Annotated in this window: 28 protein-coding genes and 1 tRNA gene; 18 read left to right on the top strand and 11 right to left on the bottom strand. The window is 68.5% G+C overall.

Going from position 1 to position 26,811, the window contains the following annotated elements; all coding sequences use genetic code 11:
* Nucleotides 1-2: 2 nt before the first annotated feature.
* From WD341_RS01935 to WD341_RS01925, 3 genes are read right to left on the bottom strand one after another with little or no spacing between them, the layout of a single operon-like run.
* Nucleotides 3-1,136, bottom strand: coding sequence for an ABC transporter permease (locus WD341_RS01935; protein ID WP_368423722.1), 1,134 nt, complete (start codon nucleotides 1,134-1,136; stop codon nucleotides 3-5).
* Nucleotides 1,133-2,296, bottom strand: a complete 1,164-nt coding sequence (locus WD341_RS01930) for an efflux RND transporter periplasmic adaptor subunit (RefSeq protein ID WP_368423721.1) — start codon at nucleotides 2,294-2,296, stop codon at nucleotides 1,133-1,135. The genes WD341_RS01935 and WD341_RS01930 overlap by 4 nt, the downstream gene beginning before the upstream one ends.
* Nucleotides 2,293-2,919: a TetR/AcrR family transcriptional regulator gene (locus WD341_RS01925; protein ID WP_368423720.1), complete on the bottom strand. Its 627-nt coding sequence runs from the start codon at nucleotides 2,917-2,919 to the stop codon at nucleotides 2,293-2,295. The genes WD341_RS01930 and WD341_RS01925 overlap by 4 nt, the downstream gene beginning before the upstream one ends.
* A 102-nt stretch (nucleotides 2,920-3,021) precedes the next feature.
* Here WD341_RS01925 and WD341_RS01920 point away from each other — a divergent pair, with 102 nt between their 5' ends.
* Complete coding sequence (locus tag WD341_RS01920) at nucleotides 3,022-3,243, top strand: cation transporting ATPase C-terminal domain-containing protein (protein WP_368423719.1); 222 nt, start codon at nucleotides 3,022-3,024, stop codon at nucleotides 3,241-3,243.
* 177 nt (nucleotides 3,244-3,420) lie between these two features.
* On the opposite strand, the gene WD341_RS01915 is transcribed toward WD341_RS01920, so the two are convergent.
* The gene (locus WD341_RS01915; protein WP_368423718.1) at nucleotides 3,421-4,734 is read right to left on the bottom strand and encodes an MFS transporter; all 1,314 of its coding nucleotides are present in this window, start codon (nucleotides 4,732-4,734) and stop codon (nucleotides 3,421-3,423) included.
* Nucleotides 4,731-5,369, bottom strand: a complete 639-nt coding sequence (gene wrbA / locus WD341_RS01910; protein WP_368423717.1) for an NAD(P)H:quinone oxidoreductase — start codon at nucleotides 5,367-5,369, stop codon at nucleotides 4,731-4,733. The genes WD341_RS01915 and wrbA overlap by 4 nt, the downstream gene beginning before the upstream one ends.
* 151 nt (nucleotides 5,370-5,520) lie before the next feature.
* On the opposite strand from wrbA, the gene WD341_RS01905 reads away from it, so the two are divergent.
* Nucleotides 5,521-6,444, top strand: a complete 924-nt coding sequence (locus tag WD341_RS01905; RefSeq protein ID WP_368423716.1) for a LysR family transcriptional regulator — start codon at nucleotides 5,521-5,523, stop codon at nucleotides 6,442-6,444.
* A 198-nt stretch (nucleotides 6,445-6,642) separates the two neighbouring features.
* On the top strand, nucleotides 6,643-7,626 hold the full coding sequence (locus tag WD341_RS01900) for a sensor histidine kinase (protein ID WP_368423715.1): 984 nt from the start codon (nucleotides 6,643-6,645) through the stop codon (nucleotides 7,624-7,626).
* A gap of 56 nt (nucleotides 7,627-7,682) precedes the next feature.
* Here WD341_RS01900 and WD341_RS01895 read toward each other — a convergent pair whose 3' ends face one another.
* From WD341_RS01895 to WD341_RS01875, 5 genes are all read right to left on the bottom strand, one after another.
* Nucleotides 7,683-10,622: a Dyp-type peroxidase gene (locus WD341_RS01895; RefSeq protein ID WP_368423714.1), complete on the bottom strand. Its 2,940-nt coding sequence runs from the start codon at nucleotides 10,620-10,622 to the stop codon at nucleotides 7,683-7,685.
* Entirely contained in the window at nucleotides 10,619-12,598 is a 1,980-nt protein-coding gene (locus tag WD341_RS01890; protein WP_368423713.1) for a cytochrome P450, read from the bottom strand. The genes WD341_RS01895 and WD341_RS01890 overlap by 4 nt, the downstream gene beginning before the upstream one ends.
* 409 nt (nucleotides 12,599-13,007) lie before the next feature.
* Nucleotides 13,008-13,097 (bottom strand) — tRNA-Ser (locus tag WD341_RS01885).
* Nucleotides 13,098-13,178: 81 nt separating this feature from the next.
* The gene (locus WD341_RS01880) at nucleotides 13,179-14,384 is read right to left on the bottom strand and encodes a tyrosine-type recombinase/integrase (protein ID WP_368423712.1); all 1,206 of its coding nucleotides are present in this window, start codon (nucleotides 14,382-14,384) and stop codon (nucleotides 13,179-13,181) included.
* On the bottom strand, nucleotides 14,333-14,977 hold the full coding sequence (locus tag WD341_RS01875; RefSeq protein WP_368423711.1) for a hypothetical protein: 645 nt from the start codon (nucleotides 14,975-14,977) through the stop codon (nucleotides 14,333-14,335). The genes WD341_RS01880 and WD341_RS01875 overlap by 52 nt, the downstream gene beginning before the upstream one ends.
* A gap of 126 nt (nucleotides 14,978-15,103) precedes the next feature.
* Here WD341_RS01875 and WD341_RS01870 point away from each other — a divergent pair, with 126 nt between their 5' ends.
* The 10 genes from WD341_RS01870 to WD341_RS01825 all read left to right on the top strand — a co-directional run bounded on the left by WD341_RS01870 (nucleotide 15,104) and on the right by WD341_RS01825 (nucleotide 21,465).
* Nucleotides 15,104-15,325, top strand: coding sequence for a helix-turn-helix domain-containing protein (locus tag WD341_RS01870; protein WP_368423710.1), 222 nt, complete (start codon nucleotides 15,104-15,106; stop codon nucleotides 15,323-15,325).
* Nucleotides 15,326-15,666: 341 nt separating this feature from the next.
* Nucleotides 15,667-16,245, top strand: coding sequence for a hypothetical protein (locus tag WD341_RS01865; protein WP_368423709.1), 579 nt, complete (start codon nucleotides 15,667-15,669; stop codon nucleotides 16,243-16,245).
* Nucleotides 16,235-17,410 carry an AAA family ATPase gene (locus tag WD341_RS01860; RefSeq protein WP_368423708.1) on the top strand — a complete coding sequence of 392 codons (1,176 nt, stop codon included), beginning with the start codon at nucleotides 16,235-16,237 and terminating at the stop codon, nucleotides 17,408-17,410. Before WD341_RS01865 ends, WD341_RS01860 begins: the two co-directional genes overlap by 11 nt.
* Before the next feature lie 316 nt (nucleotides 17,411-17,726).
* Entirely contained in the window at nucleotides 17,727-18,056 is a 330-nt protein-coding gene (locus tag WD341_RS01855; RefSeq protein ID WP_368423707.1) for a helix-turn-helix domain-containing protein, read from the top strand.
* Nucleotides 18,057-18,288: 232 nt separating this feature from the next.
* Nucleotides 18,289-18,663 carry a hypothetical protein gene (locus WD341_RS01850; RefSeq protein WP_368423706.1) on the top strand — a complete coding sequence of 125 codons (375 nt, stop codon included), beginning with the start codon at nucleotides 18,289-18,291 and terminating at the stop codon, nucleotides 18,661-18,663.
* Nucleotides 18,664-18,791: 128 nt separating this feature from the next.
* Nucleotides 18,792-18,983 (top strand): hypothetical protein, encoded by a 192-nt coding sequence (locus tag WD341_RS01845; RefSeq protein WP_368423705.1) that lies wholly within the window; start codon nucleotides 18,792-18,794, stop codon nucleotides 18,981-18,983.
* Nucleotides 18,983-19,738: a hypothetical protein gene (locus WD341_RS01840; protein ID WP_368423704.1), complete on the top strand. Its 756-nt coding sequence runs from the start codon at nucleotides 18,983-18,985 to the stop codon at nucleotides 19,736-19,738. The genes WD341_RS01845 and WD341_RS01840 overlap by 1 nt, the downstream gene beginning before the upstream one ends.
* A 64-nt stretch (nucleotides 19,739-19,802) precedes the next feature.
* Nucleotides 19,803-20,459 (top strand): hypothetical protein, encoded by a 657-nt coding sequence (locus WD341_RS01835; RefSeq protein ID WP_368423703.1) that lies wholly within the window; start codon nucleotides 19,803-19,805, stop codon nucleotides 20,457-20,459.
* A gap of 68 nt (nucleotides 20,460-20,527) precedes the next feature.
* Nucleotides 20,528-21,202: a hypothetical protein gene (locus WD341_RS01830; protein WP_368423702.1), complete on the top strand. Its 675-nt coding sequence runs from the start codon at nucleotides 20,528-20,530 to the stop codon at nucleotides 21,200-21,202.
* On the top strand, nucleotides 21,199-21,465 hold the full coding sequence (locus tag WD341_RS01825) for a hypothetical protein (RefSeq protein WP_368423701.1): 267 nt from the start codon (nucleotides 21,199-21,201) through the stop codon (nucleotides 21,463-21,465). Before WD341_RS01830 ends, WD341_RS01825 begins: the two co-directional genes overlap by 4 nt.
* A 68-nt stretch (nucleotides 21,466-21,533) precedes the next feature.
* Here WD341_RS01825 and WD341_RS01820 read toward each other — a convergent pair whose 3' ends face one another.
* Complete coding sequence (locus WD341_RS01820) at nucleotides 21,534-22,079, bottom strand: PEP-CTERM sorting domain-containing protein (RefSeq protein WP_368423700.1); 546 nt, start codon at nucleotides 22,077-22,079, stop codon at nucleotides 21,534-21,536.
* A gap of 159 nt (nucleotides 22,080-22,238) precedes the next feature.
* Here WD341_RS01820 and WD341_RS01815 point away from each other — a divergent pair, with 159 nt between their 5' ends.
* The 5 genes from WD341_RS01815 to WD341_RS01795 all read left to right on the top strand — a co-directional run bounded on the left by WD341_RS01815 (nucleotide 22,239) and on the right by WD341_RS01795 (nucleotide 26,583).
* Nucleotides 22,239-22,724, top strand: coding sequence for a hypothetical protein (locus WD341_RS01815; RefSeq protein WP_368423699.1), 486 nt, complete (start codon nucleotides 22,239-22,241; stop codon nucleotides 22,722-22,724).
* Nucleotides 22,721-24,670 (top strand): hypothetical protein, encoded by a 1,950-nt coding sequence (locus tag WD341_RS01810; protein ID WP_368423698.1) that lies wholly within the window; start codon nucleotides 22,721-22,723, stop codon nucleotides 24,668-24,670. Before WD341_RS01815 ends, WD341_RS01810 begins: the two co-directional genes overlap by 4 nt.
* A 133-nt stretch (nucleotides 24,671-24,803) precedes the next feature.
* Nucleotides 24,804-25,556, top strand: a complete 753-nt coding sequence (locus tag WD341_RS01805; protein ID WP_368423697.1) for a hypothetical protein — start codon at nucleotides 24,804-24,806, stop codon at nucleotides 25,554-25,556.
* Entirely contained in the window at nucleotides 25,553-26,116 is a 564-nt protein-coding gene (locus WD341_RS01800) for a hypothetical protein (RefSeq protein WP_368423696.1), read from the top strand. Before WD341_RS01805 ends, WD341_RS01800 begins: the two co-directional genes overlap by 4 nt.
* A gap of 179 nt (nucleotides 26,117-26,295) precedes the next feature.
* Nucleotides 26,296-26,583 (top strand): hypothetical protein, encoded by a 288-nt coding sequence (locus tag WD341_RS01795; RefSeq protein WP_368423695.1) that lies wholly within the window; start codon nucleotides 26,296-26,298, stop codon nucleotides 26,581-26,583.
* Nucleotides 26,584-26,811 lie beyond the last annotated feature (228 nt).

The following is a 26,811-nucleotide window of genomic DNA, read 5'->3' as shown; positions in this document are numbered from 1 at the left end:
GATCAGCCTCCCAAGGCCGTTGCCGGATCGACCTTGAGCGCGAGCCGGACGCCGAGGCCGCTGGAAAGGATGCAGACCAGGATCACGATTCCCGCCAGAGCGAGGCCGTCCTCCGGTTGGAGCACGACACGGCGCGGAAAATAATCCTTGATCGCCGTAATCAGGAGCGCGCCAAATCCAAACCCGATCACGCCCATAGCAAGAGCCTGCTGCATAATCAGGCTGATAATGGTGCGATCCGGTGCGCCGATCAGCTTCAGCGTGGCGATCTCTCGAATCTTGTCCATGGTCATGGTGTAGAGGATCAGCGCAATGATGACGGCCGAGACAATCAGGAGCAGGGACGTGAACAGTCCAATCTGCTGGCGCGCCCGCTCGACGACCGAGCGCGTCAGGATCGTTTCCTGCCCGGCTTGTGTCATCGCCGAGAGGTGCTTCCAACGGCGCGCAGCTTCCGCCACGCTTTCAGGTGGGGTATTGGGCAGGACACGGGCGACGACCGCGTTGATCGTGTCCGTGCCGCCGGGACCGTTACCGCGTGCGACCTCCCGCCGCGCGGCAGGCGGGGCCAGCTCGAATTGCAGTTCCTGGGAATCCAGAAGCGTGATGTAGATCACCGGATCGCCGCCCGAAGACACCTGTCCGTCGGTCAGGCCGACGACCGTGAAGGTGTTGCGGCCCAGCTCTACCCGGTCGCCGGGCGACAACCCGGAACGCTGATCGGCCACCATTTCGTAATGGCTGCGGGCAATGGGCCGCCCGGTCCCGATCCGGTCGGGACCGCCGGGACGTCCCGGCTCATAGCCGACGACATAAAGCCGGAGCTTCTCGCCCCGGTGGGGCGTCTCGACGGATTGATAGGTGACGCTGCCCGCCGCGCCGACGCCCTGGAGGCGGGCGATCGCTTCGCGAGTGTCGCCAGGAATTCGCGACGATTCCGCGAACGGGCCGCGCGTGCCGGACTCGACCACCCAGACATCGACCGCAGGGGTGCGGACCAGCGTCAGCGCGTCCTCGACCAGGCCCCGGTAGATGCCGATCATCGACAGGACCACGCCTAGCAGGAGGCTCAGCCCGAAGCAGGTGAGCAGGAAGCGCCCGAGATTGTGCCGGATATCCCGATAGGCCAGGTTCATGGCGCGGCCTCCTCCGTCACCTTGGCCGCACGGCCTTCGCGTAGCCCCGGACGAAGCGTGGTCACGACTTGGGCGCCGTCGGGCAAATCGCCGGTAATCTCGAGGCGGGAATCGAGTGTCCGGACGCCAAAGGTCGTTTCGCGGCGGCGCAGCTCGCCGTCCTCGACAGTCCAGACCACGCCTTTGGTTCCGTCAAAGCTCTCGACAACCGTCTCCGGCACCAGCAGCGCTTTGTCGAGCACGGCGGTCCTGATGAAGACCTCTGCCTGTTCGCCAAGGTGGAAGCGCTCTGGGCAGCGGTCGCAGGCAATATAGACGCGGCGTTCCTCGCTCACCCGGTCGCTTTCGATGGCGATTCGGCTCACATGACCCTGGAACATCTGTCGTGGCAGGGACCGCAAGCGCACTTCGGCGGGCTGGCCCACCTTGATACCGCCAGCACGCGCCTCATCGACATAGGCAAGCGCCCAGACCGTTTCCGGGGCGACCAGGGTGAACAGCGCCTCACCTGGGCTCAGGACCGAGCCCAGCTCCTTGTGACGTTCCACCACGATCGCGTCATAGGGAGCTTTCAGGACATGATGATCGAGGAGCACCGTCTCCAATTGATATTGCGCGTTTGCGTCTTGGAGGGCGGCCTTCGCGACATCGACGTCGCTGGCCGCCACGGCCAGGTCGGCGGCAGCCACATCCACTTCCATTTGCGCTTCCTCGGCGGACTCCACCGAGACCGTCTGCCGGGACAAGAGCGCCTGTTTGCGCTCGTTCGTCAGCTTCTTTTGGGCCAGCACCGCACGTGCCTTGCCGACAGCGGCCTGCGCCATTCGGACCGCCGCTTCGGCGTTGACCAGCCCGGCCATCGCCTTGGCGACGCGGGCTTGCTGTTCGCCGTCGTGCAACCGCGCCAGAACATCACCCTGCCTTACCCGGTCACCATGGTCGGCGTTCAGCTCGACGAGCGCCGCGCCGACCTCGAATCCAAGCTTCGAGAGGATGCGCGCCTCGACCGTGCCAAGACCGAAGACCTGTACCGGCACGCCTTCGGCAGGCCGCGCCACCTCGACCGGCAGCGGGCGCATGAAGATGAACAGAAATACAGCGGCTCCCGCCGCCCCGATCCCGAGCAACGCAAGCAAATACCGGGCAATCCGCTTTCTCATGACTTCGCTTCCTTGCGCGCCGCCGCGCGTTCACACGCGAACCCGCTCAATTGAACATCAAGGAGGCGGCAACCTTCCTCGGTCAGGTCGAAGCAGCGCCCGCTGATAGACCATCTGACAGCCAGCCCCTGGACCAGGCCGACGATGAGGAAGGCCGCATCGTCGGGATTAAGATCGCCATGCAATTCGCCTCGTTCGCAAGCACGCGCCACCAGATCGGCAATCATCTGGTGGAAGCGGCTCAGGAGGCCGAAAAAGGCTGTGCGCAGCCCCTTGTTCTTGGTGTGCAGCTCCCGCGAAAACAGGATCGCCGGGATCGCCGGTGTGGACTGGATCAGCCGCAATTGCCCGGCGATCAGCGCGCGAATTTGGTCGATCGGCGCGGCATCCGGGCTCTGCGCCTTGGACCAGCGCGCCTCCATCATCGCGCCGACGCGGCCCGCGACGGCTTCCCACAAGTCCTGTTTTTTCGGGAAATGCCGGAATATGCCTGGCTGGGTGAGGCCCACGGCGTTGGCAACAGCCTCGGTCGTCAGCCGCTCAGGGCCAAGCTCGTCGGCGAGGCGCAGCGTGGCATCGATGATTTCCGCCTTGCGAGCTTCCGCAGTTTTCCGGACGCGCATCGGAACCGTCCTAGTTAGTTATCTATCACTAACTAGTAGCTGACGTGAATGTTGTCAACTCACGGGTCGCGCTCGTGGCGCGGCTTGGCGAACGGGCGGCTCGTGCGCGAGCCCGCCGCCGAGTTCGGCCCCGAGGGCGAAACGCCGGCCCGCGATCCGAAGGAGCCGATCCTGACCCGCCGGATCTGGGCGGTCATCGGCGGGTACGGCCTGTTGATCGGCGGCTCGGTCCTGGCCGTGTTCTTCTATGCGCTGGGGCAGGGAGCGAGCCAGGAGGAGGCGGTGACGGTCTCGTTCCTGACCTTCGCCTTCGCGCGTCTCTGACACGTGTTCAACATGCGCGGCCCGGACTCGCCGCTGTTCCGGAACGAGATCACCGGCAACAAGTACGTCTGAATCGCCATCGCCATCGGCGTCGCGCTGATGCTGGCCGCGGCTACCTGCCGGTCCTGAGCCCGGTGCTCGGCGCCATGCCACCGAGCGCCGAGGGCTGGGCTCTGCTCATCGGCGGCAGCCTGGCGCCCCTGATCGTCGCCCAAGCCCTAAAGCTTCGGACCCTGCGCCGGAGGGCTTCCTGACTGCCCCGCCGAAAGCGCCGGCAGGGCCGCCAGCGCCCTGGCCGCTCCGCCGCCTGCCGAACACCCGATAGGCGACGATCGGCAGGGCCGCAAGCAGGCAGATCGCGGCGATCAGGAGGGAGACGGCCGGCCAGCCGAAGGCAGCGGCGATCGCGCCCGATGCGGCGGGACCGAGGAGCAGGCCGACGTTGTTGCCCTGCATGGCGAACCCGAGCGTCGCCCCGACCAGCGCCGGAGTGGGGGCGTAGAGGGGAGCGCTGAAGAATATCACGACCGGGACGAGGCCGCTGGCGAAGGCGAAGACGACGCACAGGGCGACGACCGCCGCGCCCGGGACGGGCGCGGCGAACGCGCCGGCGCCGCAGATCGCCAGGATGCCGAAGCTCGCGGCGAGAAGGCGCACCGGCCGGGCCCCGCGCGCCAGGAGCTGCCCGCAGGCGAGGTTGCCGAGGCCGCTGGCCGCGATCGCTGCCGCGCTCAGCAGGCTCGCGGCTTCGAGGCCGATCCCGAGCCGCTCGGAGAGATAGGAGGGGAGAAAGCCGAAGAGGGCGAAGAAGCCGGTCGCGAATGCCGCGAAAAGCCCGCCGAGGATCCACGGTCCTGGCGCTCTCAGGGCGCTGCCGATGTCCTGGCGTATCGGTGGATGCCTGTCCCGGCGGCTCGGCGGCAGCTCCAGGGTCAGGGCCAGGAGCGCCGCGTAGCCGAAAAGGATCACCGCGTTGAGCGTCCAGAAACCCCGCCAGGTGAGCAGGCTCAGCAGCGGCGCTGCGAGCAGGACGATCGTCATGCCGACGGGCATGAAGCTCGCCCAGAGCGCCATCGCCCGGTCCCGGATCTCAAGCGGAGCCACCGCGACGACCATGACCGGCGCGGCCACGATGAGCCCCAGGAAGCCCAGTCCCTCGATCACCCGCGTGCCGAGCAGGACGGCCGGTCCGCTCGCGACCGCCCCCAGCGCGGAGCCGGCGGCCATAAGGAGCAGGCCCGCGACCGCCATCCGCTTGGCCCCGATGCGGTCGACGGCCAGCCCGATCGGCGCGCCGGCGACAGCCCCAATGAGGGCGAAAGCCGAGTTCAGCCAGGAGGCGGTGGCGAGGCTGAGCCCCAGCTCGTCCTGCACGGCCGAGAGCGCCAAGGGCGCCTTGCCGACCTGGAAGGCCGACACGACGCCGGCGCCAAGGATCAGGAAGACGGCGGGCCAGGCCGAGCTGGATGGCAGGGCGTGGCCTCCGTTCAACCGGCGGGCTCCGGTACCGGCTGCCTGCGGCCGAGCGCCATCGCCCTGGCGATCTCGGCCACGTGCCGGCCCTGGAAGCGCGCGCCCTCCAACTCGTTGGCGCTCGGCTGGCGGTCGCTCTGGTTCTCGTCCTCCGCCAGCGTCGAGGCGCCGTAGGGCGAGCCGCCGGTGACCTCGTCCATGCGCATCTGGCCCTTGAAGCTGTAGGGCAGGCCGACGATCACCATGCCCAGGTGCAGCAGCACGACGTGGGTGGAGAGGATGGTCGATTCCTGGCCGCCGTGCTGGCTGCCGGTGGAGGTGAAGACGCTGCCGACCTTGCCGACCAGCTTGTCCTCGAACCACAGGCCGCCGGCCTGGTCGAGGAAGTTCTTCATCTGGCTCGCCATGTTGCCGAAGCGGGTCGGCGTGCCGATGACGATGGCGTCGTGGTCGGCCAACTCGGCGACGGTCGCGACGGGCGCCTCCTGGTCGAGGCGATAGCCGGATTTCCTGGCGATCTCCTCGGGCACCAGCTCCGGCACCCGCTTCACGGTGACCGCCGCGTCGGCCTGCCTCGCGCCTTCGGCGAGGGCCTTGGCCATGGCCTCGATATGGCCGTAGGAGGAGTAGTAGAGCACGAGAACCTTGGTCATCTGTCATCTTCCAGCAGGGCGCGTCGAACGTTCGCCGCGCGCGTTGCGCTTCTCCTTCGGCGCCGACTGCGCCGTTCGAGAAGCAGATGACAGTCGAGGCCGATCGGCGTAACTGAGAAAAAATCGCTCAATCCGATCTATGAGATCGATCATGTTGGACGCCCTCACGCTCGACCAGATGCGCACTTTCGTGGCCGTCGCGGAGACGGGCAGCTTCCGGGCGGCGGCTGCGCGTCTCTCGCGGGTTCAGTCGGCGGTCAGCCACGCGATCGCCAAGCTGGAGGCGGAGCTCGGGGTCAGCCTCTTCGACCGCTCGGCGCATCGGCCCGCCCTGACGCCGGAGGGCCGCTCGCTGCTCGCCGACGTGCGCGCCGTCTTGCTCAAGGTGGATACGATGCGGGCGCGGGCGCGGGGCCTCGGGGAGGGCCTCGAGCTCGGCTTCACGATCGCCCTCGACCCGCAGTTTCCGATCGGGCTCGCCACCGCGGCGCTGAAGGAGCTGCACGAGGCCTATCCGTCGGTCGCGGTGCGGATCTTCACGGCCTCGCTGGGGGAAGCCGTGCATGCCCTGCGGCAGCGGCGCTGCGCCTTGGCGATCAGCAGCGTCGACATCCCGGACCCGCAGATCGAGCGGCAGGCGCTCGCCCTCGTGCCGAGGGCCGCGGTAGTCGCCGCGGGCCATCCCTTGGCCCGGCGAGCCGCCAGCCGCGAGCCGGTCACGGCGGCGGAGCTCGCCGACCAGCTTCAGATCGTGGCCGAGGACCCGTCGCCCCTGACCGAGGGCCGTGACTACGACGTGCTCTCGCCCGGCACCTGGCGGGTGAGCGACAATCCCACCAAGCACGCGCTGATCCTCGCCGGCCTCGGCTGGGGCAGCCTGCCGCTCTGGATCGTGGAGCGCGACCTGGCGGAAGGGCGGCTCGTGCGCGTGCCTGCGGCCGAGTTCGGCCCGGAAGGCGAATCGCTGGCCCGCGTCTGGCTGATGCGCCGTACGGACGAGCAGCCCGGCCCGGCGGCCAGGGCCTTCCGGGAGACGCTGTTCCGGCAGGCCGGGGCGTGGGGCGCGACCGCGTAGCGCAGTCCCCGACCGAGGCGACCGATGGAGAAATCTGCTATTTCGCAGCACCGAGCGGTCGCACCTGCTACTGCTGTCCGGGGCTCTCGCGGCGTGGCGGCAGCTCTTCCAGTCGTTTGGCTGCCCCCTGCCGTGGCGCACCTATGCGCCTGATGTAATGTGATTGAGGAACTATGACACCGAGAGGCACTGCCAGCCATGGATGACGCAGTTTGGGACGAGCGACGACTGCGCATTGCCACGGATGCCGCTGGAGTGGCGCTGTGGTCCTGGAACGTCGATACCGACAAGATCGCCATGGACGAGCATGCTTTCGAGCTTTGGGGCGTGCCGCCCAGAGATCACATCACCTTCGAGGAACTGTCCGAGCGTATCCACCCGTCCGACCTGGACAAGGTTCGGGCAGCCTTCAGCTCCACAAGGGACCTGAGCGGCGCCTACGAAACGGATTTTCGGATCTTGCACGGTGACGATGTGCGGTGGGTTTCCGCGCGGGGGCGTGGCGACGATCAAGGCATCGTCGGCCGGATCATGTTCGGCGTGTTCCTGGACGTCACGGTTCGCAAGCTCGCGGAAGAAGAGCGGGAAATGATCGCGAGCGAGATGCAGCACCGGATCAAGAACCTGTTCAGCCTCACCTCGGCGCTGACCGGAATCGCCTCGAGGTCGACCGAGACCGCGACTGAGATGGCTGGCGACTTGACGCGTCGCCTGGCCGCCCTGTCCGCGGCCCACGACCTGATTCACCCGGCATTCAGCAAACAGACACGTGCCGTTCCCCTGCGAGATCTCCTCGTCGTTCTCCTGAAAGCCTACTCGGACAATGGCTCGAACTCAAAAGGCGTAGCCCTTTCCGCGCCGGAGGTCCTGGTGGGCGAACATTCCATCGCCGCACTCGCCATGATCGTCCACGAGCTGGCCACCAACGCGGCGAAGTATGGCGCCCTGTCGACCGCCGAGGGAGGGCTGGACGTGTCGTGCAATGAAGGGGAGAACGAGCTGGAACTGGTCTGGGCCGAAAGTGGCGGCCCGCCTCCGAACGCGCCGCACGGTCGTGAAGGATTCGGCAGCAAGCTGACGGCAAGGGTGATCAAACAGATCGGGGGCTCCATCACCCGCGACTGGACCGACGACGGCGTCATCGTGACGCTGCGGATGAGCAAGGCGCGTCTCGGCGCATAGGCGGCTTGCAGAAGTCGGTCTGCTACGCACCGCGCACTCGGGCGCTCCGAGAGCGCCTATCTCTGAACACTGCCCAGACCATCCGCGCCGGAACCGCCCTGTTTCAATCCCGCGAGAAAGGCGACGGCGCTTCTGCTCGGCAGGAAGAAATAGGCCCCGCCCCGAATGCGAACGACGTCGTTGAAGCCTTTGGCGCACATCGGCCCGGAGGACGTGGGAATGGTCAATTGCCCGGCTTTTCCCCCGCGACCGACGATGGCGTCGACCTCGTCGGTCAGTCCGTGAAACTGACGCGACATCGCCCAGGTCTGCTGGACGAATTCGAACTGCCGCTCGATATCCGCATTCAGGCACAGGAAGAGGAGCCCGCGCTTGCGTGACGGGCCGGCGCCGCGCGCGTAGGGTCGGCCGACGCGGAGGATCCGGTGGCGGTTCACGATCGAAAGCTGCTCCTCCGAGCCCGGCTCGAAGCTCTCGCGCGGATTGCTTCGGCGGATATGGGCGCTGTAGGGACAGCGCTTGCCGTCGGGATCCTCCACCCCGTGCAGGAAGTCGTTGTCCGGCCGGATCGGGGTCTTGCCGTCCCAGCCGCTCGCCGGCGCGAAGGGATGGCGTGTCAGAGAGCTTCCATCCGGCCACCGGCCCATGGACTTCGCCGTGATCCAGGTCGCGAACTGGTCGCGGGAGAGGCCGTGCGGCCGGGCCGGGTGGTCGGCCAGCTGGTCGGCCAGCTCCAGCGCCTGCTGCCGGAACTTGTCCACGTCCTGCTCCATCTCGCGGATCACGAGGAACGACCCGTTGCGCCCGAAGTCGCGGTCGGCATTGGCGGTGCTGCGGCGGAAATCCGGCCAGTCGGCGTCTGCGGTGCTCGTATCCACGGCGGGCAGGCGGTTCGCGGGGTCCGCTGTCGCGGCAACGCTCGGCGAGGGCGGCAGGTAGCCGCGGTTGTCGGGGTAGCCGAGGATGAACTCGCCCGGTTCGACCACGTCGCGCGAATTCTGGTTCTGCCGCCAGCGCGGGATGCCCCGCAGGATCGGCTGCGATACGCCGTCGACGAAGCCGAAGGGCTCGCGCACCGGGGCGTCCTCGGGCAGGCGCTCGGCCTCGATCGTCCAGACCAGCGCGCCGCCGGCCGCCTGGAGCGCCTCGACGACCTCGCTTGCGTGGGCCCCGGCGCTGTTCTCCGTCCCCTCGTCGGGAACCCGGGACAGCACATAGAGCGCCGCGTCGACGGGCTTCTCCGTCTGCCCCCAGTCCCAGGTGGCGGGCTTGTCCTCCCCGGTGTCCATCAGGACCGACCGGGCGCGGCGGGGCTCGGCCATGCCCTGGCGGAACGCGGCGGGGAAGGTGGCGAGCTCCGCTTCCGTCAGCCCGAACCGGCTCAGTCCGGTCGCGGTCAGCGCGAGAATGGTAGCCGTCGCGCCGGGCTTGTCGTCACCGTAGGAGATCATCGGCTCGACCTTGCGCAGCCAGTCGCGCGCCGCGTCTGCGTCCTCGGGCAGCCGGATCAGGTGGCATACGCCGTCGCGCAGCGACCCCATGCCGCCGAACAGGATCTTCTGGATCTCGTCCGTCTGGAGCGTCGCCGCCCTTCGCTGGGACGACCCGAAAAGGTCGAACCAGGCGGCTGCCTCGTCCTCGGTCGCCGCGGTGAGCAGCCCATGCCGGATCGCGGCGTTCAGCCGGACCGTATGCGTGGTCTTGTTCGGATAGGCGCGATACCAGAACCAGGACGGCCGCTGCTGGCGCCGCGCCCATCGCTTGAACCGGTCGCCATCGGTCGCGCCGTCGAAGAAGAGGTTGGAGGTGCGCGGAAAGCCCTCGGTATTGCTCCAGACCCCCGTCAGGCCGGTCGAGGCCTTGGTGATGAAATCCTCCAGGTAGCTCTCCCAGCTGCCGCTGTAGTTGGAGAAGAACAGCAGCTTGTCCGTGCCCGGCAGCAGCACCCAGCGTGCGGAATGGATCGTGCCGAGATCGCCAAGGAACCCGGGACGGAAGCGTGTCGCCGCAAGCTCGCCGACGAACCAGAAGGCGAGGCGCAAAGTGAACCGCCGCAGCCGGCCCGCCTTCATCACCGAGATGCCGGCGAGGTGGTTGACGTCGCCATCGTCCTCGATGCCCATGACATCGCTCAGGACCTGGTATGCGGGTGCGCTGTCGTCCGGCGCGTCGGTCGTCTCCCGGCGCCGGAGCCCGGCGTAGAGCGCGCCGGCCGCCGCGACCAGGACCAGGCACCAGAGCAGGAGGACCAGCGCCGCCATGCCGATCCCCGCCCAGGGGCCGGAGGTCGCACCGATCCAGATCCCCGCCAGGAGTGTCGTGAGCGCCGCGACGATCAGGCCCGGCCAGGCGAAGTTCACGATGCCCCGCCCGACCAGCCCGAGCAGCGCCGCGGGCCCGAACGCGCCGGCCGGGCCGGGGTAGAGGAAGGACACGTCGTCCGTCTTCATCATGTCCGCCTGGGCCTCGTCCTTCGCGACGGCCTCGCGCAAAGCGCGCAGCCGCTGCAGCCGCGAAGCGTCGCTTCGGTCCGCCACGACGAGATCGCGGACCCTGTTGCCGAAATCCTCTTCCCGGAAGATGCGGTCGACCGTCATTCCCGGGACGCCGCGGTGGTTCAGCCCCGGCACGGAGAAGAGCCCAGTCCCGGTCTCGATCGAGTGCTCCCGGAGCAGCCCGGCGATATCGCCCCCCGTGACCCGGATACCCGCCCCCTCGAAGATCGCCGTGAGGCTCTCCGACAAGTTGTCCGCCAGCGTCCGGATCGCCGAGTTCCGGTCGCCGTCATGGGAGGATTCGAGTACCAGGAACGCGCCGGAGCCGATGCCTTCCGGCACCGTCGTGATGCTGAGAAAATGCACGCCCTTGCCGCGCAGGCTCTTGCGCACGCGGCCGCCCCGATAGGCTTGCCGGCCTTCGGTCGCGAGGATCTCGTCGACGGCGCCGATCCTGGCGCCGTCGAACGGCAGGGCGATGGTCAAGTAGGTAAAGGTCATCGGTCCGCTCCGAGCCTGACGATCACTTCGTCGGGAAAGGGTCCGCGGGCGTGGTAGCGCTCGACCCCGGTCGCGCCCGCCCGCAGCAGATGCGCCACCAGCGCCGGGATCTGTCGGTCGTTGACGTCGCGGCCGGAGCAGCAATGCAGCCCGTAGCCGAAATGCAGGTATCGACGCATCTCTCGCCCGGGCAGGAGCCGGCCCGGCCGCGGGAAGCGGCTCGCATCCTGCATCGCCGCAAGCGTCACCGGGATCACGCTGGTGCCGGGCGCGATCTGCATCCCGTCGAGCGAGGTCGCGTGCTGGGTCTTGCGCAGGACGACCGGGTTGTGCGGAAGCTGGCGCAGGGCCTCGTAGCACCAACTCAACATCCGGTCGTGATCGTCGAGATCGCGGCGGACCGCCTCGAGGGTGCGCCGCCGCGAAAGCAGCACCCGTGCGGCATTCGCGACCGCCGTCGCCGTCGTATCGACGGCGCCGACGATCAGCCCGGCCAGCATCCAGCGCACGGCCTCGGGCTCGAGCGGCAGGGCCTTCTGTGCCCGGATCAGGCCGCCGAGAACGTCGTCCTCGGGCCGATCGCCGCGCCGCGCGATCTCGGCGTCGATCCAGTCTCCCAGCTCCCGACCCGCGGCGATCCCTTTGTCCCGCACGACGTTGTCGCCCTTGGGATTGAGGAAGGTCTCGTGGAACACCGCCCGCAGCACGCGGGTCATGTCCGCCTCGGTCGGCCCTGCGATGCCGAAGATCGCCGTTGCGGTCCGCGCGGCTACCAGGCGGGCGTAGCCGTTCACCAGGTCGATCCGGCCGTGCCGCTCCGCCGCGTCCTCGAGCAGCCGCCGCGCTTCGGTGTCGAGTAGGCTGCGCGCCGGGCTCATCCTGGCCTCGCGCATCGCCGTGTAGACCGCCTCGCGCTGCGCGAAGATGTCTGGCGCGGAGCGATCCATGCCGAGGATGAAGGGCCCGCTCACCGCCGTGATTCTTTCCTTGTTGACCGGTTCGATGGCGAAATCGCTGTCGCGTCGCAGGACCTCGGTGACGTTCTCCCATGAGAGCGCGAAGACGGTCCCGCGCAGGCGCAGGGTCGGGCGGAAGCGCACGAGGGTCCGCAGCGCCAGGGCGGGAAGGGTCGAACCGGCCAGCCATCCGGTCGGGGACCATCCGATACGCGGTCGTTTCATCGGCGGCTGCGGTTCGGGCCGCGCGGTCTCGTAGATCTCCTGTGCGATGCGGCCGGCGGGCCGCGCGCGGTAGCGCTCGACGATCTTGCGATAGGCCGTCGGCAGCTCTTCCAGCGACGGCAAGGGGGCCGCGAACTTCCCCGGCAGGAGCAGCGGCCCCGAGAGCGAGGCAAAGACGATATCCGCCGTGCCCGGCCGGGCTCCGCCGAGGAAGGGCTGCCCCTCGCAGGCGGCCTCGACCGCGTCGAAGGCCGCGTCGATACGGCCAAGCGTCGCGTCCAGATCGAAACCCTTGAGCTTGATCCCGGCCAGCATCCCCTTGCGCCAGACGCGAAAGCCTCTCGATACGAGGACTTTCTGCCAGCTTGGCGCGCGGTCCACCGCGTACTTCGTCACCGTCTCTCGGTGATCGAGCATGAAGTGGTAATAGACCTGAACCGCGGGCCAGAAGAGCTTGTCGTAGAACAGGTCGACCCATTCGAGGGTCTGCTCCCGCTCCGCCTGCGTTTCGCCGAGCAGCCTCTGTCCCGGCCGCGTCTTGGCGTCCAGCCCGAAAAGGAAACCCTTCAGCCCGACCCACGGCCCGTCGGGCGTCAGGACCAGCGGGAGCTCGATCCCGACCCTGTGTCGCTTCGACACGAAGGCATGGAAGATGGGCGCGTGGGCCTGTTCCTCATAGGCAATGCGATAGGCTTCGAAGAGCCAGCGGGCCATTTCGACCGAGGGACTGAGCCGTGTCGAGACGAGCACATGCCGCGGCGGCTCTGATGTCGTTCCGCTCGCAAGATTTTTCATGAATAGACCCCTGCAAGACAATAGGCAACGGACGGCGATTACATGGCTTCGAAGACAACGACCGGCCTATCGACAGTCGCCTTGCGATGGCCCTGCCCGAAGATTGGTCCGGCACAGCGCCACGGGGATAAGGTTCCCGGACACGCACGTAAACAAAGCCTGACCTGCCACTTTCAATAACAACCAGTTCTTAGATTAAGCCGCGTTTGATGCTTGTTTTCAAGCGAGCCTTCTTCCACCGCCACCTGAAAGTCCTCTACGGACTCCGCCGCTTTGGGGGAGGCTCACCAGCCCGGAGCGCCTGCGATTGATGTCCGTTTCGGACAGGACGGACCGCAGGTTTCTTTCAGACCGCCAACGACAGGAAAGGACCCATCGGGCAGCTTGCATCGGGTTCGCGACTGAAAGGTGGCGGAGGGGGTGGGATTCGAACCCACGAGGGGCTCGCGCCCCTGCCGGTTTTCAAGACCGGTGCCTTCAACCGCTCGGCCACCCCTCCGGCGAGGAAAACTGCCATTCCTGGCGCCGGGCGGCGGGAAAACTAGCGCGCTTGCCACCCGATTGCCACCGGCGCGTCCGGCTACTGTTCGAGGAGCGTTCTCAGGGCGCCGTCGATCTGGAGCGCGGCACCTTCCTGCAGGCCGGGGACGATGTGCGAGTAGATGTCCATGGTCACGGCGACGCTCGCATGGCCCGCGCGGTCGGCGGCGACCTTCGGGTGAATCCCGGCCTTCAGCAGCTCGGTGAAGTGCGTGTGCCGCAAGGCATGGATCCCGACCGCCGGCACCCCTGCCTTCGCGACTAGCCGCGCGAACTCCTTGGAGAAGGTGCGCGGGTCGACGATCGCGCCGGCGCCGGTGGCGAACACCAGATCGAGCTCGTCCTTGCCCAGGCCTGCCCTCAGGCGTTCCTCGGCCTGGCGCCGCTTGTGGGCCCGCATCTCTTCGACCACTGCAGGGCCGATCTTGACCGTTCGCCGGCTGCGCCTGGTCTTCGGCGCCTTGAACCGCAGGCCGTGGGCCGTCGTCTGCTCGAGCGCCTGGGCGACGGTGAGCTGCCCGCGGTCAAGGTCCAGGTCGCGCCACCGTAGGGCCAGCAGCTCGCCGCGGCGCAGCCCCGTCGCTAGGGCCAAGAACAGGGGCGTCCGCAGCCGAGTGCCCTCGGCCGTCTTGAGGAGCATGGCCGCCTGCCGAGGGTCCAGGACTTCGATCTCCTTCGGCTGGACGGCCGGCCGCTCGACCAGCTCCACGGGGTTGCTCGCGATCAGGTCGAGCCGGCGGGCGCGGCGGAGGGCGGCATTCAGCACCCGGTCCAGATGGCGCACGGTGCGCGGCGACAGGCCGCCCTTGCCGTTCTTCCGGCCGCTCTTGAGCCGGTCGGCATAGAAGGCCTCGATGGTTGCGGCCCGGAGCTGACCGAGCTTCACCGCGCCCAGGCCCGGGATCAGGTGGCCGCGCACCAGCTCGGAATAGCGCTCGTGCGTCTTGGCCGACACCTGGCTCTCCTGGGCGGTCAGCCACTGCTCGAGGTACTGCCCAAGCGTCATCTTGCCGGCGTCGGGGATCTCGCCGCGGTCGACGGCGCCCAGGCGCTCGCGGAGCGCCCGCTGGGCGTCACGTTTCGTGCCCTTGACCGTGGCGAAGCGCGTACGGCGCCGACCGGTCAGCGGGTCGGTCCCGGCGTCCCACTTGATCTCCCAGCTGCCAGCCGAGCGCTGTCGGATGTGTCCGGTACTCATGAGCGCACCCCTTTCGACTTCTTGCGATTGTTGAAGGTCGAGCGGCATTTCTCCGAGCAGAACCGGGCTCCCGCTCGGCGGCCGGCACCACCGCCGGATTCGAACCACGTTCCGCACCAGTCGCAGGTGCGAAGATCGGCGCCTGAAACTGTCGACTGCGCGAACTGGAGCCATAGGGCGTCGCGCAGCGAAACCGGTATCAGCCGAAGGGCGGGCCGGCCGCCGGGGCCCTGGGCGACCAGCCTTGCCCGCATCCGACCGAACTCTGTCGGACTCGGGGCGTCGTAGATCAGCTTCTGAGGGTCAACCTCCCGCACGACGATGAGATGCTTCATGTAGCTGACCCAGAAGCGCCAATCTTCGACTGGGTCGCCCTCTGGAGCGTGCCCGTTCTCGGTGAGCGGGCCGAACTTCGACGCGAAGTCGATGTAAGCCTCAACCGAGTCATCCAGCTCTGAGAACTGCTTGTAGAGCGTGTCAAAGTGCTCGAGTGGGTGCCGGGTCTGCAGGCCGCCGCCTCTTCGCACGATCGCGTCGTGCTCGCGGCGGCCGAGGAGCGATCCCTTCGGCTTGTGGCTTCGTTCGAACCGGTAGCCCTTCGAGTCCACCTGCCATTCGAAGTGGGTCGAGATCGTTGCCATCGGCCCTCCGAGCATCTGGAAAAATACGGATAATCCAATTCTTCCAGATATCGCGTTGCGGCGCAAGGCCCGCAGTAGGACGATCAGCGGACACAACATCTTGCGTCCTCTGAAGGAGGGTAAACCATGGAGAGCGTCCAGAAGCGGACGATGACGGTTCCCGAGGCCGGGCGGGAGTTCCTGAATGTGAGCGAGAGGCGCGCGTATCAGCTCGCCGAGGAGGGGGTCATCCCGACCGTGCGAGTTGGCCGGAAGCTGATCGTGCCGATAGCCGCGATGGAGCAGCGGTTCGCTGAGATGACCGAGCAGGCGCTGAAGGGCGCAGCCGAGCATGGCGAGGCCGCCTGACGAAAAAGCCCGGCCCCGCACTGGCAGCGGGAACCGGGCTCTTAGCGAAACAGCAGTTCCGAATCATGCCAGCAGCGCCCGAGCCGCGCAAGCGGCGCTGCACGCTCCGCTCGACCCGTTCCTGTTGGACGAGGACGCCGGCCAGGGCAGGCGCCTGCGCGTCCGGGTCGCTGTCGACCAGAACGGCCGGTACGGCGTTGACCTTCGCCTGTGGGCGGCCGTCGCCGGCGAGCTGCGCCCGACCCGGAAGGGTGTGCGTCTCCTACCCGGCCGGGCCCTGCGCGTTGCCGAGGCGCTGCGGAAGGCCTCCTCGGAGCTCGAGCGCCTGGCGGGAGGTGGCGGTGGCTGACCGCGACGAGATCGCGGCCGAGTTCGCCGCCGTCGTTGGCGCAATGGGCCGGGCCGAGTTCGCGTTGCTGGAGCAGATCGGCGTCAGCCTGGCGGAACTGCCGCCCGGGCGCTCGATCGTTGCCGTTGGTCGCGGCCGGATTGACAGCGCCATCCTGTTCGCTCCCGACCCGGAAGGCGAGCCCCTGCTCATGGTCGCCGCCGGTGAGCACGACCGGCGAGACGGCGGCTGGCTGAGCATCGTCGACCTGGTCGCCTGGCGCCCCAGCGCCCCGCAGCGCTGGTGGCGCAGGACGGGCGCCGCTGGCGTCTTGGGCGATCTGGACGACGCGCGATTCCAGCCGCGGCCGGTGCTGCACCTTCGCGCGAGCCCGCTTGCCTGGGTGCGGGCGGGGGGGCAGGGGGCAACGGTGCTCGACTGGCGGGCTGACCCGCGCGACCTGCTGAGCGGCTTCGCGGAGATCCGCTGCAGCTCGCCGGCGGTGGCCGAGAGGCTGGCGCGTCGGGCGGCCGAATGCGCGCGCTGGGCCACTGCCATCACCGTAGCGGAGGCTCGACGCGATGCTGCGTGATGACGAGGCGCAGACGGCGCCGGCCGAGCGCCCCCAGGAGCCGCCGCTGCCGGAGAGCGACGGGCGCGGCTCGGGGCGGGCGGCTCAAGGCGAAGTGGAACTGCTCCACTGGACCGAACTGCGCGGGATTCCCCGACGCGAGGCTCTGGTCGAGGACCTGTTGGACAGCACCGCGCTTTCGGTCCTGTACGGCCCTCCTGGCACCTGCAAGACCTTCTTCGCAATCGACCTGTCGCGGTGCCTGGCCGACGGGACCCCCTGGCGCGGACGCCGCGTCCGCCGGTGCGCAGTGCTCTACGTCGTCGCAGAGGGTGGTCGCGGGTTCGTCGATCGCCTGGAGGCGATGCGGCTGCACCACTGCGTCCCCGAGGACATCCCGCTCTTCGTCAGCGTCAATCCGATCAACCTTCGCTCCCCCGAGAACGACGGTGGCCACGTTTCAGCTCTGATCGAGAAAGCGAAGGCACTGCCGCTCGAGCCGGGGCTGGAACTCGGCCTGGTCGTCATCGACACGCTCTCGCGGGCGATGGCCGGCGGCAACGAGAACGGTGCCGAGGACATGGGAGCCTTCGTCATGCAGATGGACCGCATCCGGGCCGAGACCGGCGCCCACGTCATGCTGGTCCACCACAGCGGCAAGGACGAGGCGAAGGGCGCCCGCGGCCACTCGCTGTTGCGGGCGGCCGCGGATACCGAGCTCTCCATCAGCGGCACGCAGCCGATCGTCAGCGTGCGGTCCGAGAAGCAACGCGACCATCGTACCGGCGAAACCTTCGCCTTCAAGACGGTCGAGGTGCCACTACCCCCTGACGAGTCGGGCCGGGTGAGGGGGAGCCTGGCGCTCGCCGAATGCGAGGCGGTCGGACAGGTGACAGCCCGTCGTCCGAAGCTGTCGCCACAGACCAGCATCGCCCTCTCCATCCTGCAGAACGAGATCGACCGGAGCGGCGAGATCCTGCCGGCAACCGACCGGACACCTCGCAACGTCAAGGGCATCTCTCTCAGCCTCTGGCGCACTGCCTGCGGGACGCATGGGCTCGTCGCGGCGGACAACTCAAAGGACAAGTCGGAGGCGCTGCGGAAGGCCTTCAAGCGCGCGTTTCAGACGCTCCAAGACAAGGAAATCATTGGCTTTCATAACGATCGCGTGTGGTTGGCCCGATGACCCGGACAAGACCGGACAAGACCGGACAGATTGCGCGGTTGTCCGGGCCGGGCACCGGACAGGACAGGACAACCCCCTTTAGGGGGTGTCCGGTCTGTCCGGGGGCGGAAACCTGGGCGCTCCGTACCCAGCAGCAGAGCCACAAGCGGGGCGGAAACCTTGCCCGAAGGACTGCAGCAGGGGTGAGCGGGAGACGTTGGCGCCTCGCGCGAGGGGTCACGCGCCTGCCGGCCGATCGGGCGGGACGGGCAGGGCGCGCCGCCAGCACCCGCCAGCCGGCCCGGCTTCCGCGCTCTCTGGCTCGAGGGTTGCGGCCGTGAGCGACCGCCCGGCGGTCGAGGTCAACGGCGCGATCCAGGGTGGCACCCCTGTCGACCAGCTCGCACGGCTGCGCGTGGTCCTCGGGCTCTCGGCTGCCAAGGTCGACCGGCTCGCCCACTGGCGGGAAGGCACCTGTCGCGGCTACGAGAGCGGCCGGCGGCCCAGCTACGAGCGCCTGCTCGAGTGGTACGCCGCTCTCGGCGCCGAGCCCGTCATCCCCCTGCCAAACTCCTACATGATCGGCGCACTGCTGCAGCGCACGCCACAGGTTGCTGCGCCACATGCTACAGCCCCTTCCGCCTCCGAATCGAAGACCTCACGGTGACGGCGCAGTGAGGAGCAACAGGACAATGGACGACCGGGGCCGGAGCAGGTCGGAGAGCGCGGCGGGTGGCAAGGGCGGTGGCAAGAGCCGCTCGGCTCACCGGGAAGCCGTTGCGGATCAAAGCAATAGCGAGCGCCTGGCACCGGTCTCTGACACCGACGCCCCGCGGAAAGCGGCTCCTGCGCGCGCTGCCAGGCCTCTGTCGCCCTGGGTCGGCCAGGCGGTCGACCTGATGATGCGCGGCGAGGCCGACACCATCGCCGAGGCAGCCGAGAAGGTCGGCCGAACGCGCGAGGCGCTGTCCCGGCACATCAACTCCGACCGCGGCCAAGAGCTGATCCAGACCAAGGCGCGGAAGTTCTTCCGGGGCTCGACCGTGCCGCGCGCGATCGGGGTCTTCGAGCACCTGCTGGGCGGCGCCGTCTCCGAGCGGGTGCGGGCCGACCTGGCGCGGGCGGCACTGACCGGCGCGGGCGTCATCGGCGGCGGCGAGGCGTCGTTCCCGGCGGGCGGCATCACCTTCAATTTTCTCTTCGGCAACCAGCAGCCGGACGACGGCGCGCCCCTGCCGGCCGTCACCATCGACAGCGGGAGCGAAGACCGATGAGGGGGGCCTGAGGGTCTCGACCGGCCGCCGGCAATCCGAGGGGGCGGGGGCCAGAATTCGGCGCGCGCCACACCAGCCGCCCCCTTCCCCTCGCACGATTCCCTCGCGAAGTCCGGAGGATCTGAAAAATGGCCGCTTATCAGTTTTCCGCCAGCACCAGCCGCAAGGACGCGGTGACCGTGGACACGGAGGCCGAGGACGGCGCCGCGTTGGTCGAGGTTCTGGTCACTTGGCAGCCTGGCAGCGGGCCCGGCACCGGGCAGGTTATCGCGGCTCTGCGCGCGATCGAGGGCGCGATCCTCGAGGCGAGCGTCGGCTGATGGCGGACATCCGCGCGCTCTTCCTTCAGGCGTTTCCCGAGTACGCGAAGACGATCGACAAGCCGCGCGCCGAGCCGATGACGCGGGCGGAGGCGGCGCGGATCCTGGCCTGGGGGCGGCAGCAGGCGGAGGTGGTCAAGGCGATGACCGACCGGACGCACGCCTACCACCGCCTCGCAGTCGAGAGCAGCCTGCAGCTGCACTATTGGAACGCCGAGCATCCGCAGACGGACGCCGGCGAGCCGCTGCCGCTTGCCAAGCTCTCCGCCGAGCAAGTCCGGAGCGCGACGCAGGCCGGGGTCTTTTCCGCCGGCGAGGGCACGGCCGGCGCGCCGGACCTGTCCGGGCTGGATCCGGAGGACGCCGCGGTGCTGTCGGCAATCGAGAAGATGACGCCCGACCAGGCTCGCGAGGCTATCGCCGAGCTGCGGGACAACGCGGCCTTCTCGCGCTCGCTGGTCGACAAGGGCGACGGCGCGCAGGCCTACCTCTCGCGGGCCTGGACCCGGCTGCACGAGCTCGGCCACGGCGGCGAGACGGCCCGGGCGGCGGCGCCGGCGGCCGGGCAGTCGGCCGAGCAGGCGACCGCACGCAGCCGGCTCGAGGCGAAGCAGGCGGAGCTCAAGGATGCCGGCGAGGGGCACCCCTACGTCGACCGCCTGCACCCGGGGCACCGTGACGCGGTGGCAGAGGTCACAGCGCTCTATCAGGCAGCCGCCGGCGAGTCGGCCGGCGAGGGAGGGGATGCGGCATGAACCCGCTCGCGAAAGTGGTTGGGAAGGGCAATCCCGACTTCTGGTTCAAGGGAGCTGCTTAGAGATGCCCCAGGGCGCAGCGATCGCATCGGAAGACTTCTCCGGCCTTGCCAGTGGCGCGAACCCCGACGGCGTCAACCTCAACAACGCCCTCGGCGGCAGCGGGACTCGGGCCTGGTCGTCGAGCCAGTATCGGGGATGGGACGACGGCGGCGGCGGGACTGTCGAGGGCATCCGGAACCTCAACACGACAGCCTGGGCCTCGGTCGATACGTCAACCGTCGCGCTGCACGTTCGAGCCCACTTCCGCTGGTCGCCCTCGATCGCCATCATGGGGATCTGCCTCGGCCTCGATTACAACGACGGCGCCCTCGCCTTCGTCAATAGCTCTAGCCTGCAGCTCCGCGACATCGATGGTGACGCCGGCCTATCCGACGACACGGACGACTGGTCGCCCGTCGAGGACACGACCTACACGCTGGAGGTAGAGCGCACGGCGGCCGGCGTCTTCACCGCGCGGGTGCTGAACGCGGCCGGCGATACCGAGCTGGCGAGCGTGACCCACCCCTATGGGACTGGCGGCGACTTCCTCGGGACCGTCGTCTCGCTGCGCTCCTTCTTCAGTACGGCCAACCGCGACGTCTGGGAAGACGTCCTCGTCAGCCAGTACTTGGCCCCGACCCGGCCGGACGAGGACACCTTCAGCGGCTGGCTGGGCTGATCCGGCGCCGGATTGGTGGAGAGATCGGCCGCGAGCGGCGAACTGGGCAACGGAGGAGGCGAAGCGGCATGAACGCTCTGGCGAGGGTGTTGGGCAAGGGCGACAGCCCGGCCGACTGGAGGAACAGGGTCCAGGATCTCCAGTCGAAGCGCGATGCGCTCGCGGCGCGGCTGCAGGGCGCGGTGGACTCGCGGAAGGCCAACGCCTTCCCCGCGGCCGAGGGCGACGCGGAGGCTCAGAAAGCGCTCGATCGGGCGACTGCTCGCGAGTACGAGCTGCAGCAGGACCTGCGCAGCCAGGACGATGCAATTGCCAGCGCCCGGGAGCGGCTGGCGGAGGCGGAGCAGCGCGAGCGTGAGGCCACGGTGGCGCGTGAGGTGGCCGTGCTCCGGCGCAAGGCCGAGCGGCGCCTGGCGGCGGCGAAACGGGCCGAGGATGCGTTGCGGGCGTTCGCGGAGGCGGTGCAGGAGGCTGGCGACCTGGCTGCAGAGATCCGAGTGGAGGTTCCGCAGCTTGCGCAGCGTCACGGGCTGCAGAAGCCGGAGTCCTGGGCGATGGAGAACCTGATGCCGGGAGCGGTGGCGGTGCGGCTGCGCAACACGGTCTGCGCGCTGCGGGCCTCGAGCTGGCTGGACGTGCGGGCGCCAACCTTCCGCTACGACCTCTCGGCCGACTTCGCCGACGGCGAGCGCCGGGCCCATGACGCGGTGCTGGACGGCCTGCCCGGGGGCCGCGGCCGATGACGACCGACCGGACACTAGCCGAGGCCGACGAGGACGTGCAGGTGCTTCGCTCGCTGGAGGCAATCGCCAAGGGCCCCGACGGGCCGCAGGAGGCCGGCGCCTTCCGCGCAGTCTACGAACGGATGCGGACGACCGACCCGGCTGCGGCCGCCGGCTACGGCGCCTTCGTGAACCTGCTCGGATCGGCGGCTGAACCGCTGAATGCCCGTCAGCCACCCCGCACGCAACTGACTACATCACCCAGGCGGCGGCCTGTTCGATGACGGGCGCCGCAGCCCGCCGTGGTCGACAGCCGGGGGCGGGCGCCGCGTCGACCGCTGAAGCTGGCGGCCTAGCGCGGGCGGCGCTTCAGGGCGGCGAGACCCAGGAGCGCGCCGCCGATCAGCGCAAGCGCCCCCGGTTCCGGGACTTCCTGCAATGCCAGAAGTGGCGGCCTTTCGGGATCCGTCCCGACATACATAAAAAGCTCGTAATCGACAGTCGCCGCGCCATGAATATCGATCGTCAAAGCGTAGGTTCCCGACGGGAATGGATCCTCGTAGTTGTTGGCCTTCAAGAATGGCCGGTCTCCCTTGTGGGTCGCAGTGCCCCTGCACCAGGCGTCGATGCACACCGTAAACGCGCCACCTTCGTACCGGGTCTGCATCGAGAACACGCCCGCCCACAGATAAGCCCCAGTAGGGACGGTGAAGGTGAAAGCGTCCTGGTCGAGTGCGGATGCCCGCCCTGCGGCATCGCTGCGACCGATGTCGAAGGCGAAGATCTGCGATCCGTCCAGGTCGCCGTCGATCGACTCGTTCCAGAGGACGCCGGCCGACGCGGGCGCAGAGAGGGCCAGACCGGCCGCAAGGGTAAGGATGCAGGATAGCGTGCGCATGGCTTCCTCCTGGTTGGTCCCGCAGGCGCCGCAAGATCCGGGCCAACCGCGAGTGAGCCCCGATTTCAACGGCCGCACGCACCGATTGATGGAAAGCGCGCCGACGATCACGGCAAGCAGTGTCGGAGGCGCTGACAGCGCAGGGGAGAGGAAGGTCGCATGAGCCGGATCGAGAAGTGCCTGGGCGACGCGGTCGACGCCGGCCGTCTCACCCGCGCCCAGGCCGAGGATCTGCTGCGCCGCTTCAAGCGGGAAACCGACCAGTTCGCCAAGACCATGGGGCAGAGCCAGGCGGAGGCCGAGGCGGCGGCGAAGGTGGCGGCCGATCTGGTCGCCGAGGCCGCCGAGCGCAAGCGGAAGACGGCTCTCCATGTGATCAGGGTGACCGAGCTGCGCGCGATGGCGGAGAGCCATCCACAGGGCATGGTCGCTGGGGTCGCCGCGCTGATCGGCCGGGACCTGCATGACTCGGCTTCCTACGGCTCCGCCGAGGGCCGGCAGATGGCCGTCGAGAAGTTGCTGTTCGCGATGTGGGTGTCGGGTGTCGAGCAGTTCCGCAGCAAGATGGCGGGCCTGCGCCGCAACTCCATGGGCCTGGAGCGCTTCGTGCGCGAGCTCTACGGCGAGAACGTCGGCACGACATGAGCCGGGCGGCCGCGGCGCAGTGGGGCGAGATGACCGACTATGCGGTCAGCCGCTTCAACGCCGCCGGCGGGACGCTCAAGCGCAAGGAGAGCTGGCGCCTGCCGCAGGTCTGGCAGCGCGACAAGGTGATCTCAGCCGGCGGCCAGGCCTTCCGCGAGCACATGATGACGGCGCTGGAGACCGGGCGGCTCGCGATCCGGGACTTCGAGACCGGCGCCCCGGTGACCCGGCTGAAGGCGGTCGAGATCATCGACGAGGCCTACGAGAAGATCCGCACCAACGGGCTGTCGGAGCTGGTGCCGGGCCGGCGCGGCGGGACCAAGCTGGCCAACAGCCGCAGCGATCCCCGCGTCTTCGAGTGGACCAGCGCCGACGCCTGGCTGGAGTTCAACGACCGCTTCGGCATGGGCCGCGAGGGGATCATGGACGTGGTCACCGGGCATGTGCGCTCGATCGCCCGCGACATCGCCCTGCTCGAGCAGTTCGGTCCGAACCCGGAGGCCTCAGCGCGCCATATGATCGACTTGGCGAAGCAGTGGGCCGGCAGCAAGGAGAAGAGCGGCCTGTTCGACTACGGGCCCGCCGGCGCCGAGCGGCACCTGGGAGCGATCTGGGACCAGGTGACCGGCAAGGCGCACAGTCCGGTCAACGAGGGTGCGGCCACCTTCATGCGCGGGCTCAGGAGCTGGGCAACGTCCACGAAGCTGGGCTCGGCGATGCTCTCCAGCGTCACCGACTTCTCGACCTTGCGGCAGACGGCCAAGTTCAACGGGCTCGACACAGTGCAATTGCTCGGCTTCTACCTGAAGGGCCTGAACCCGGCGAACGAGGCTGACCGGCGCCTTGCGACGAAGCTGGGCCTGGTCGCCGAGACCGGGCTGCGCACCATGCACGCCGCCAGCCGGCACACCCTCGATGTGGTCGGCACCGAGCTGCCGTCGCGGGTCGCCGACACGGTGCTGCGGGCTTCGTTCCTCTCCACCCACACCGACGCGGCGCGGAAGGCCTTTGGGCAAGCCTTCTATGCGGAGCTGGCGGACCTGTCGGACGTGCCGTTCACGCGGCTGCCCGACCCCTTCCAGCGCCAGTTCCGCCGCTACGGCCTGACGCCTGACGACTGGAACCTGATCAGGACGGGTGACGCCCTCGAGCAGGACGGGGTGAGCTTCATCTGGCCCGAGGCGCTGGCGAAGCAGGGCGGCGCGCGGGCCGAGGCCGCGACCAAGCTGATGGGCATGGTGCTCGAGGAGACCGCCTTCGCGGTGCCGACGCCGGGCGCGGTCGAGCGGGCGACGATCCTGGGCAGCACCCGGCCGGGCACCCTCAGCGGCGAGCTGCTGCGCACCTTCGGGCAGTTCAAGTCGTTCGCGGTCTCGATGGCGCTGACCCACGGGATGCGCGGGCTGCGCCAGGCGCGCGGCGGCGACCACGGGCAGTACCTGGCCAGCATCGTGCTCTCGATGACGGTCATGGGCGCCTGGGCGATGCAGATGAAGGAGATCGCCAAGGGCCGCGAGCCGCGCGACATGGCCGACCATCGCTTCTGGGCGGCGGCCTTCGTCCAGGGCGGCGGCGCCGGCATCTTCGGCGACTTCCTCTATGCCGGGATCAGCCGCGAGGGACGCAGCTTCGCGGCGACCTTCCTGGGCGGTCCGGCCTTCGGGATCATCGACGACGTGGCCAGCCTGACCGCCGGCAACATCGCGACGGCGGCCGGCGGCGACGACGCCAACTGGGGCCGCGATATGGTCCGGTTCCTGCGCCACAACACGCCGGGATCCTCGGTCTGGTACGCGCGCCTGGCGCTCGACCGGCTGCTGTTCGACCAGCTCCAGACCCAGCTCGACCCCGATTACCGCCAGGGCTTCCGCCGGCTGGAGCAGCGCTATCGGCAGGAGTTCGATCAGGACTTCTTCTGGGCACCGGGCGAGGCAGTGCCGGGGTGACGCTCGCGCGACCGCGAAGGAGATTGCCATCTCTCGATAGGGCGGGCAAAGATGCTCGCCGCAGTACGGCGGTGCAGCTTCCGGGGAAACTGGTGACCATCCCAGGGGTTACTGCCAGTGACGGTATCGGATCATGAGCACGATCTACAGGCTCCGCATCGACGCCTATAGCCCCGCGACCATCCCGATGGCGCGGCTGGCGAGCTATATGCAGGGCTTCGCCAGCCTTATGGGCTACGACAAGAGCGTGCACTTTGAGACCGTTGAGACGGGTAGCACGCAGCTGGTCGCTCGGGTCGATTTCGAGGACGTGCCGAAGGTGCGTGAGCGCTTGGTGGCGGCAGCCCGAGGAGAGGCGCCGAAGGAAGTTCGTAAGGCGTTCGATGATCTCGACCGACTGATGGCCGACGACAACGCAGCCGGCAGCCTCTATGAGGATGGTGAAGCGCGGCCGACCGGAGAGATCATCCGCTTTCCTGGGCGCGACCGTCCGAAACCAAAGACGTATGGCCCCTTCAATCAGAGGGGCAGCCTCGACGGCCTTCTGGTCAGCATTGGCGGCACGGATCAGACGATCTCGCTGCAACTGCTGAACGGGAGCATCAAGTACACCGGCTGCGAAACGCGAGACCGGAGCCTAGCTCGGAAGCTCGGGCACCACTTGTTCGAGCCGATCCGCATCCATGGCAGCGGTCGGTGGCTTCGAGAGGAAGACGGCAATTGGACGCTCAGGAACTTCAAAGTCGAGAGCTTTGAGGCTCTGGAGAGCGGCGATCTGCGCGATGTGATCGAGTCGCTCCGGAAGGCCCCTGGCGCGCGCCCGAGTCCGGAGGAGGCTCGCCGCACTCTGGAAGAGCTTAGAGACGACGAGGCTAGTCAGCATTGATCGTCGCGATCGACACATCGGTGCTTTTGCTGTTCCTCAGCGAAGACGCCCCGGCGCCACCCGATCCCGAAACCCGCGAAGAGATACCGAGGGTACGCGAGAGGGTGAACTACCTGATCAAGAGCCTCGCCGATGATCGAGCCAAGATCATTATCCCTACGCCGGTGCTGAGCGAGGTGCTGGTGGTCGCCGGGGACGGGGATGTTGGGTACCTCGAGATCATTGAACGGCAGAGCTGCTTTAGAGTCGCACCGTTCGACCAGATTGCCGCCATCGAGGCTGCACTGATGATGCGGGAGGCGATGAGCCGAGGCGGGCTCCGGGCCCGCGCAGATCCGTCCTCGCCTCGCGCGAAGATCAAGTTCGACTATCAGATCGTGGCCGTCGCCAAGACCGAGCAGGCGGAGGCGATATATGCGGGCGATCAGCAGGTTCTAGGGATGGCTGCCCGCGCAGGACTGCGGGGGATCCATGTCGCGCATCTCGATCTGCCGCCTGAGGATCCTCAGCAGCAGTTCCCATGGCCGAAACCACCCGGTGAACAGCCTGACCAACCGTAGCCGATAGGCTGCGAGGCTGGCAGAGCCCCGATGCAACCGATCCTGTGCCCCTGCTGGTTGCGATGTAACAGGATCGTCGCCTTGACGCGCGAATCGGTCCGTGCGGCAATAGGCGGACCGGCGCCCCTGCGGCAACAGAGGCGCCGGCCCTGACCAACCCGCCTGAGATGGAGGCAAGGATGGCTTACCGGACCAATAACCCCGATTCCCTCGAAGAGGCTACCGGCTCCGCGCTGGAGGGCGTTCGCGCCCTGCAGCTCATGTGGCAGGATCTCGCCGTCAATCGCAGCAACATGGAGCGGTCGGAGATCGCGGCGCGCGAGCATGCGGTCTACGTGCTGCTCGATGCCCTTGAGGCCAACGTCACCGACGCCAAACGGATGACCGCGGCCCTTGTCGGCCAGGGCATCGAGCTCGACCGGCGGACGCTCCTGAAGTCGCGACCGCAGGCGGTCGACGCAGGGTAACGGCAGAGGGGACGCTTGCCGGCGCCCCTTCTCCGCGACGGCCAGGGGCGGCTTCGGCTGCCCTTCTCTTTGCCCGCCAGGCCGCCAGGGAGCCCCAGGACGGGCAGGTTTGCCTCACGGGCTGCCGCGAGGAGCCTCACATGCCTGCATCGCCGTCCTGGGCCGCCAGTGGCCGCTGATGCGACGCGCCGGCGTTGGGGTCATCCTCGGTGTCCACCGCGGGCACAG

The organism is Tistlia sp. (assembly GCF_040905785.1).
In the GTDB taxonomy this organism is placed as follows: domain Bacteria; phylum Pseudomonadota; class Alphaproteobacteria; order Kiloniellales; family DSM-21159; genus Tistlia.
This window is presented reverse-complemented; position numbering and strand designations above follow the sequence as displayed.

What these genes read in the sequence shown, in the direction of transcription:
- WD341_RS01935 (WP_368423722.1), bottom strand. Translation starts at nt 1,136, where the DNA reads ATGAACCTGGCCTATCGGGATATCCGGCACAATCTCGGGCGCTTCCTG.
- WD341_RS01930 (WP_368423721.1), bottom strand. Translation starts at nt 2,296, where the DNA reads ATGAGAAAGCGGATTGCCCGGTATTTGCTTGCGTTGCTCGGGATCGGG.
- WD341_RS01925 (WP_368423720.1), bottom strand. Translation starts at nt 2,919, where the DNA reads ATGCGCGTCCGGAAAACTGCGGAAGCTCGCAAGGCGGAAATCATCGAT.
- wrbA (WP_368423717.1), bottom strand. Translation starts at nt 5,369, where the DNA reads ATGACCAAGGTTCTCGTGCTCTACTACTCCTCCTACGGCCATATCGAG.
- WD341_RS01905 (WP_368423716.1), top strand. Translation starts at nt 5,521, where the DNA reads ATGTTGGACGCCCTCACGCTCGACCAGATGCGCACTTTCGTGGCCGTC.
- WD341_RS01900 (WP_368423715.1), top strand. Translation starts at nt 6,643, where the DNA reads ATGGATGACGCAGTTTGGGACGAGCGACGACTGCGCATTGCCACGGAT.
- WD341_RS01895 (WP_368423714.1), bottom strand. Translation starts at nt 10,622, where the DNA reads ATGACCTTTACCTACTTGACCATCGCCCTGCCGTTCGACGGCGCCAGG.
- WD341_RS01890 (WP_368423713.1), bottom strand. Translation starts at nt 12,598, where the DNA reads ATGAAAAATCTTGCGAGCGGAACGACATCAGAGCCGCCGCGGCATGTG.
- WD341_RS01880 (WP_368423712.1), bottom strand. Translation starts at nt 14,384, where the DNA reads ATGCCGCTCGACCTTCAACAATCGCAAGAAGTCGAAAGGGGTGCGCTC.
- WD341_RS01875 (WP_368423711.1), bottom strand. Translation starts at nt 14,977, where the DNA reads ATGGCAACGATCTCGACCCACTTCGAATGGCAGGTGGACTCGAAGGGC.
- WD341_RS01870 (WP_368423710.1), top strand. Translation starts at nt 15,104, where the DNA reads ATGGAGAGCGTCCAGAAGCGGACGATGACGGTTCCCGAGGCCGGGCGG.
- WD341_RS01860 (WP_368423708.1), top strand. Translation starts at nt 16,235, where the DNA reads ATGCTGCGTGATGACGAGGCGCAGACGGCGCCGGCCGAGCGCCCCCAG.
- WD341_RS01850 (WP_368423706.1), top strand. Translation starts at nt 18,289, where the DNA reads ATGATGCGCGGCGAGGCCGACACCATCGCCGAGGCAGCCGAGAAGGTC.
- WD341_RS01845 (WP_368423705.1), top strand. Translation starts at nt 18,792, where the DNA reads ATGGCCGCTTATCAGTTTTCCGCCAGCACCAGCCGCAAGGACGCGGTG.
- WD341_RS01840 (WP_368423704.1), top strand. Translation starts at nt 18,983, where the DNA reads ATGGCGGACATCCGCGCGCTCTTCCTTCAGGCGTTTCCCGAGTACGCG.
- WD341_RS01835 (WP_368423703.1), top strand. Translation starts at nt 19,803, where the DNA reads ATGCCCCAGGGCGCAGCGATCGCATCGGAAGACTTCTCCGGCCTTGCC.
- WD341_RS01830 (WP_368423702.1), top strand. Translation starts at nt 20,528, where the DNA reads ATGAACGCTCTGGCGAGGGTGTTGGGCAAGGGCGACAGCCCGGCCGAC.
- WD341_RS01825 (WP_368423701.1), top strand. Translation starts at nt 21,199, where the DNA reads ATGACGACCGACCGGACACTAGCCGAGGCCGACGAGGACGTGCAGGTG.
- WD341_RS01820 (WP_368423700.1), bottom strand. Translation starts at nt 22,079, where the DNA reads ATGCGCACGCTATCCTGCATCCTTACCCTTGCGGCCGGTCTGGCCCTC.
- WD341_RS01815 (WP_368423699.1), top strand. Translation starts at nt 22,239, where the DNA reads ATGAGCCGGATCGAGAAGTGCCTGGGCGACGCGGTCGACGCCGGCCGT.
- WD341_RS01810 (WP_368423698.1), top strand. Translation starts at nt 22,721, where the DNA reads ATGAGCCGGGCGGCCGCGGCGCAGTGGGGCGAGATGACCGACTATGCG.
- WD341_RS01805 (WP_368423697.1), top strand. Translation starts at nt 24,804, where the DNA reads ATGAGCACGATCTACAGGCTCCGCATCGACGCCTATAGCCCCGCGACC.
- WD341_RS01795 (WP_368423695.1), top strand. Translation starts at nt 26,296, where the DNA reads ATGGCTTACCGGACCAATAACCCCGATTCCCTCGAAGAGGCTACCGGC.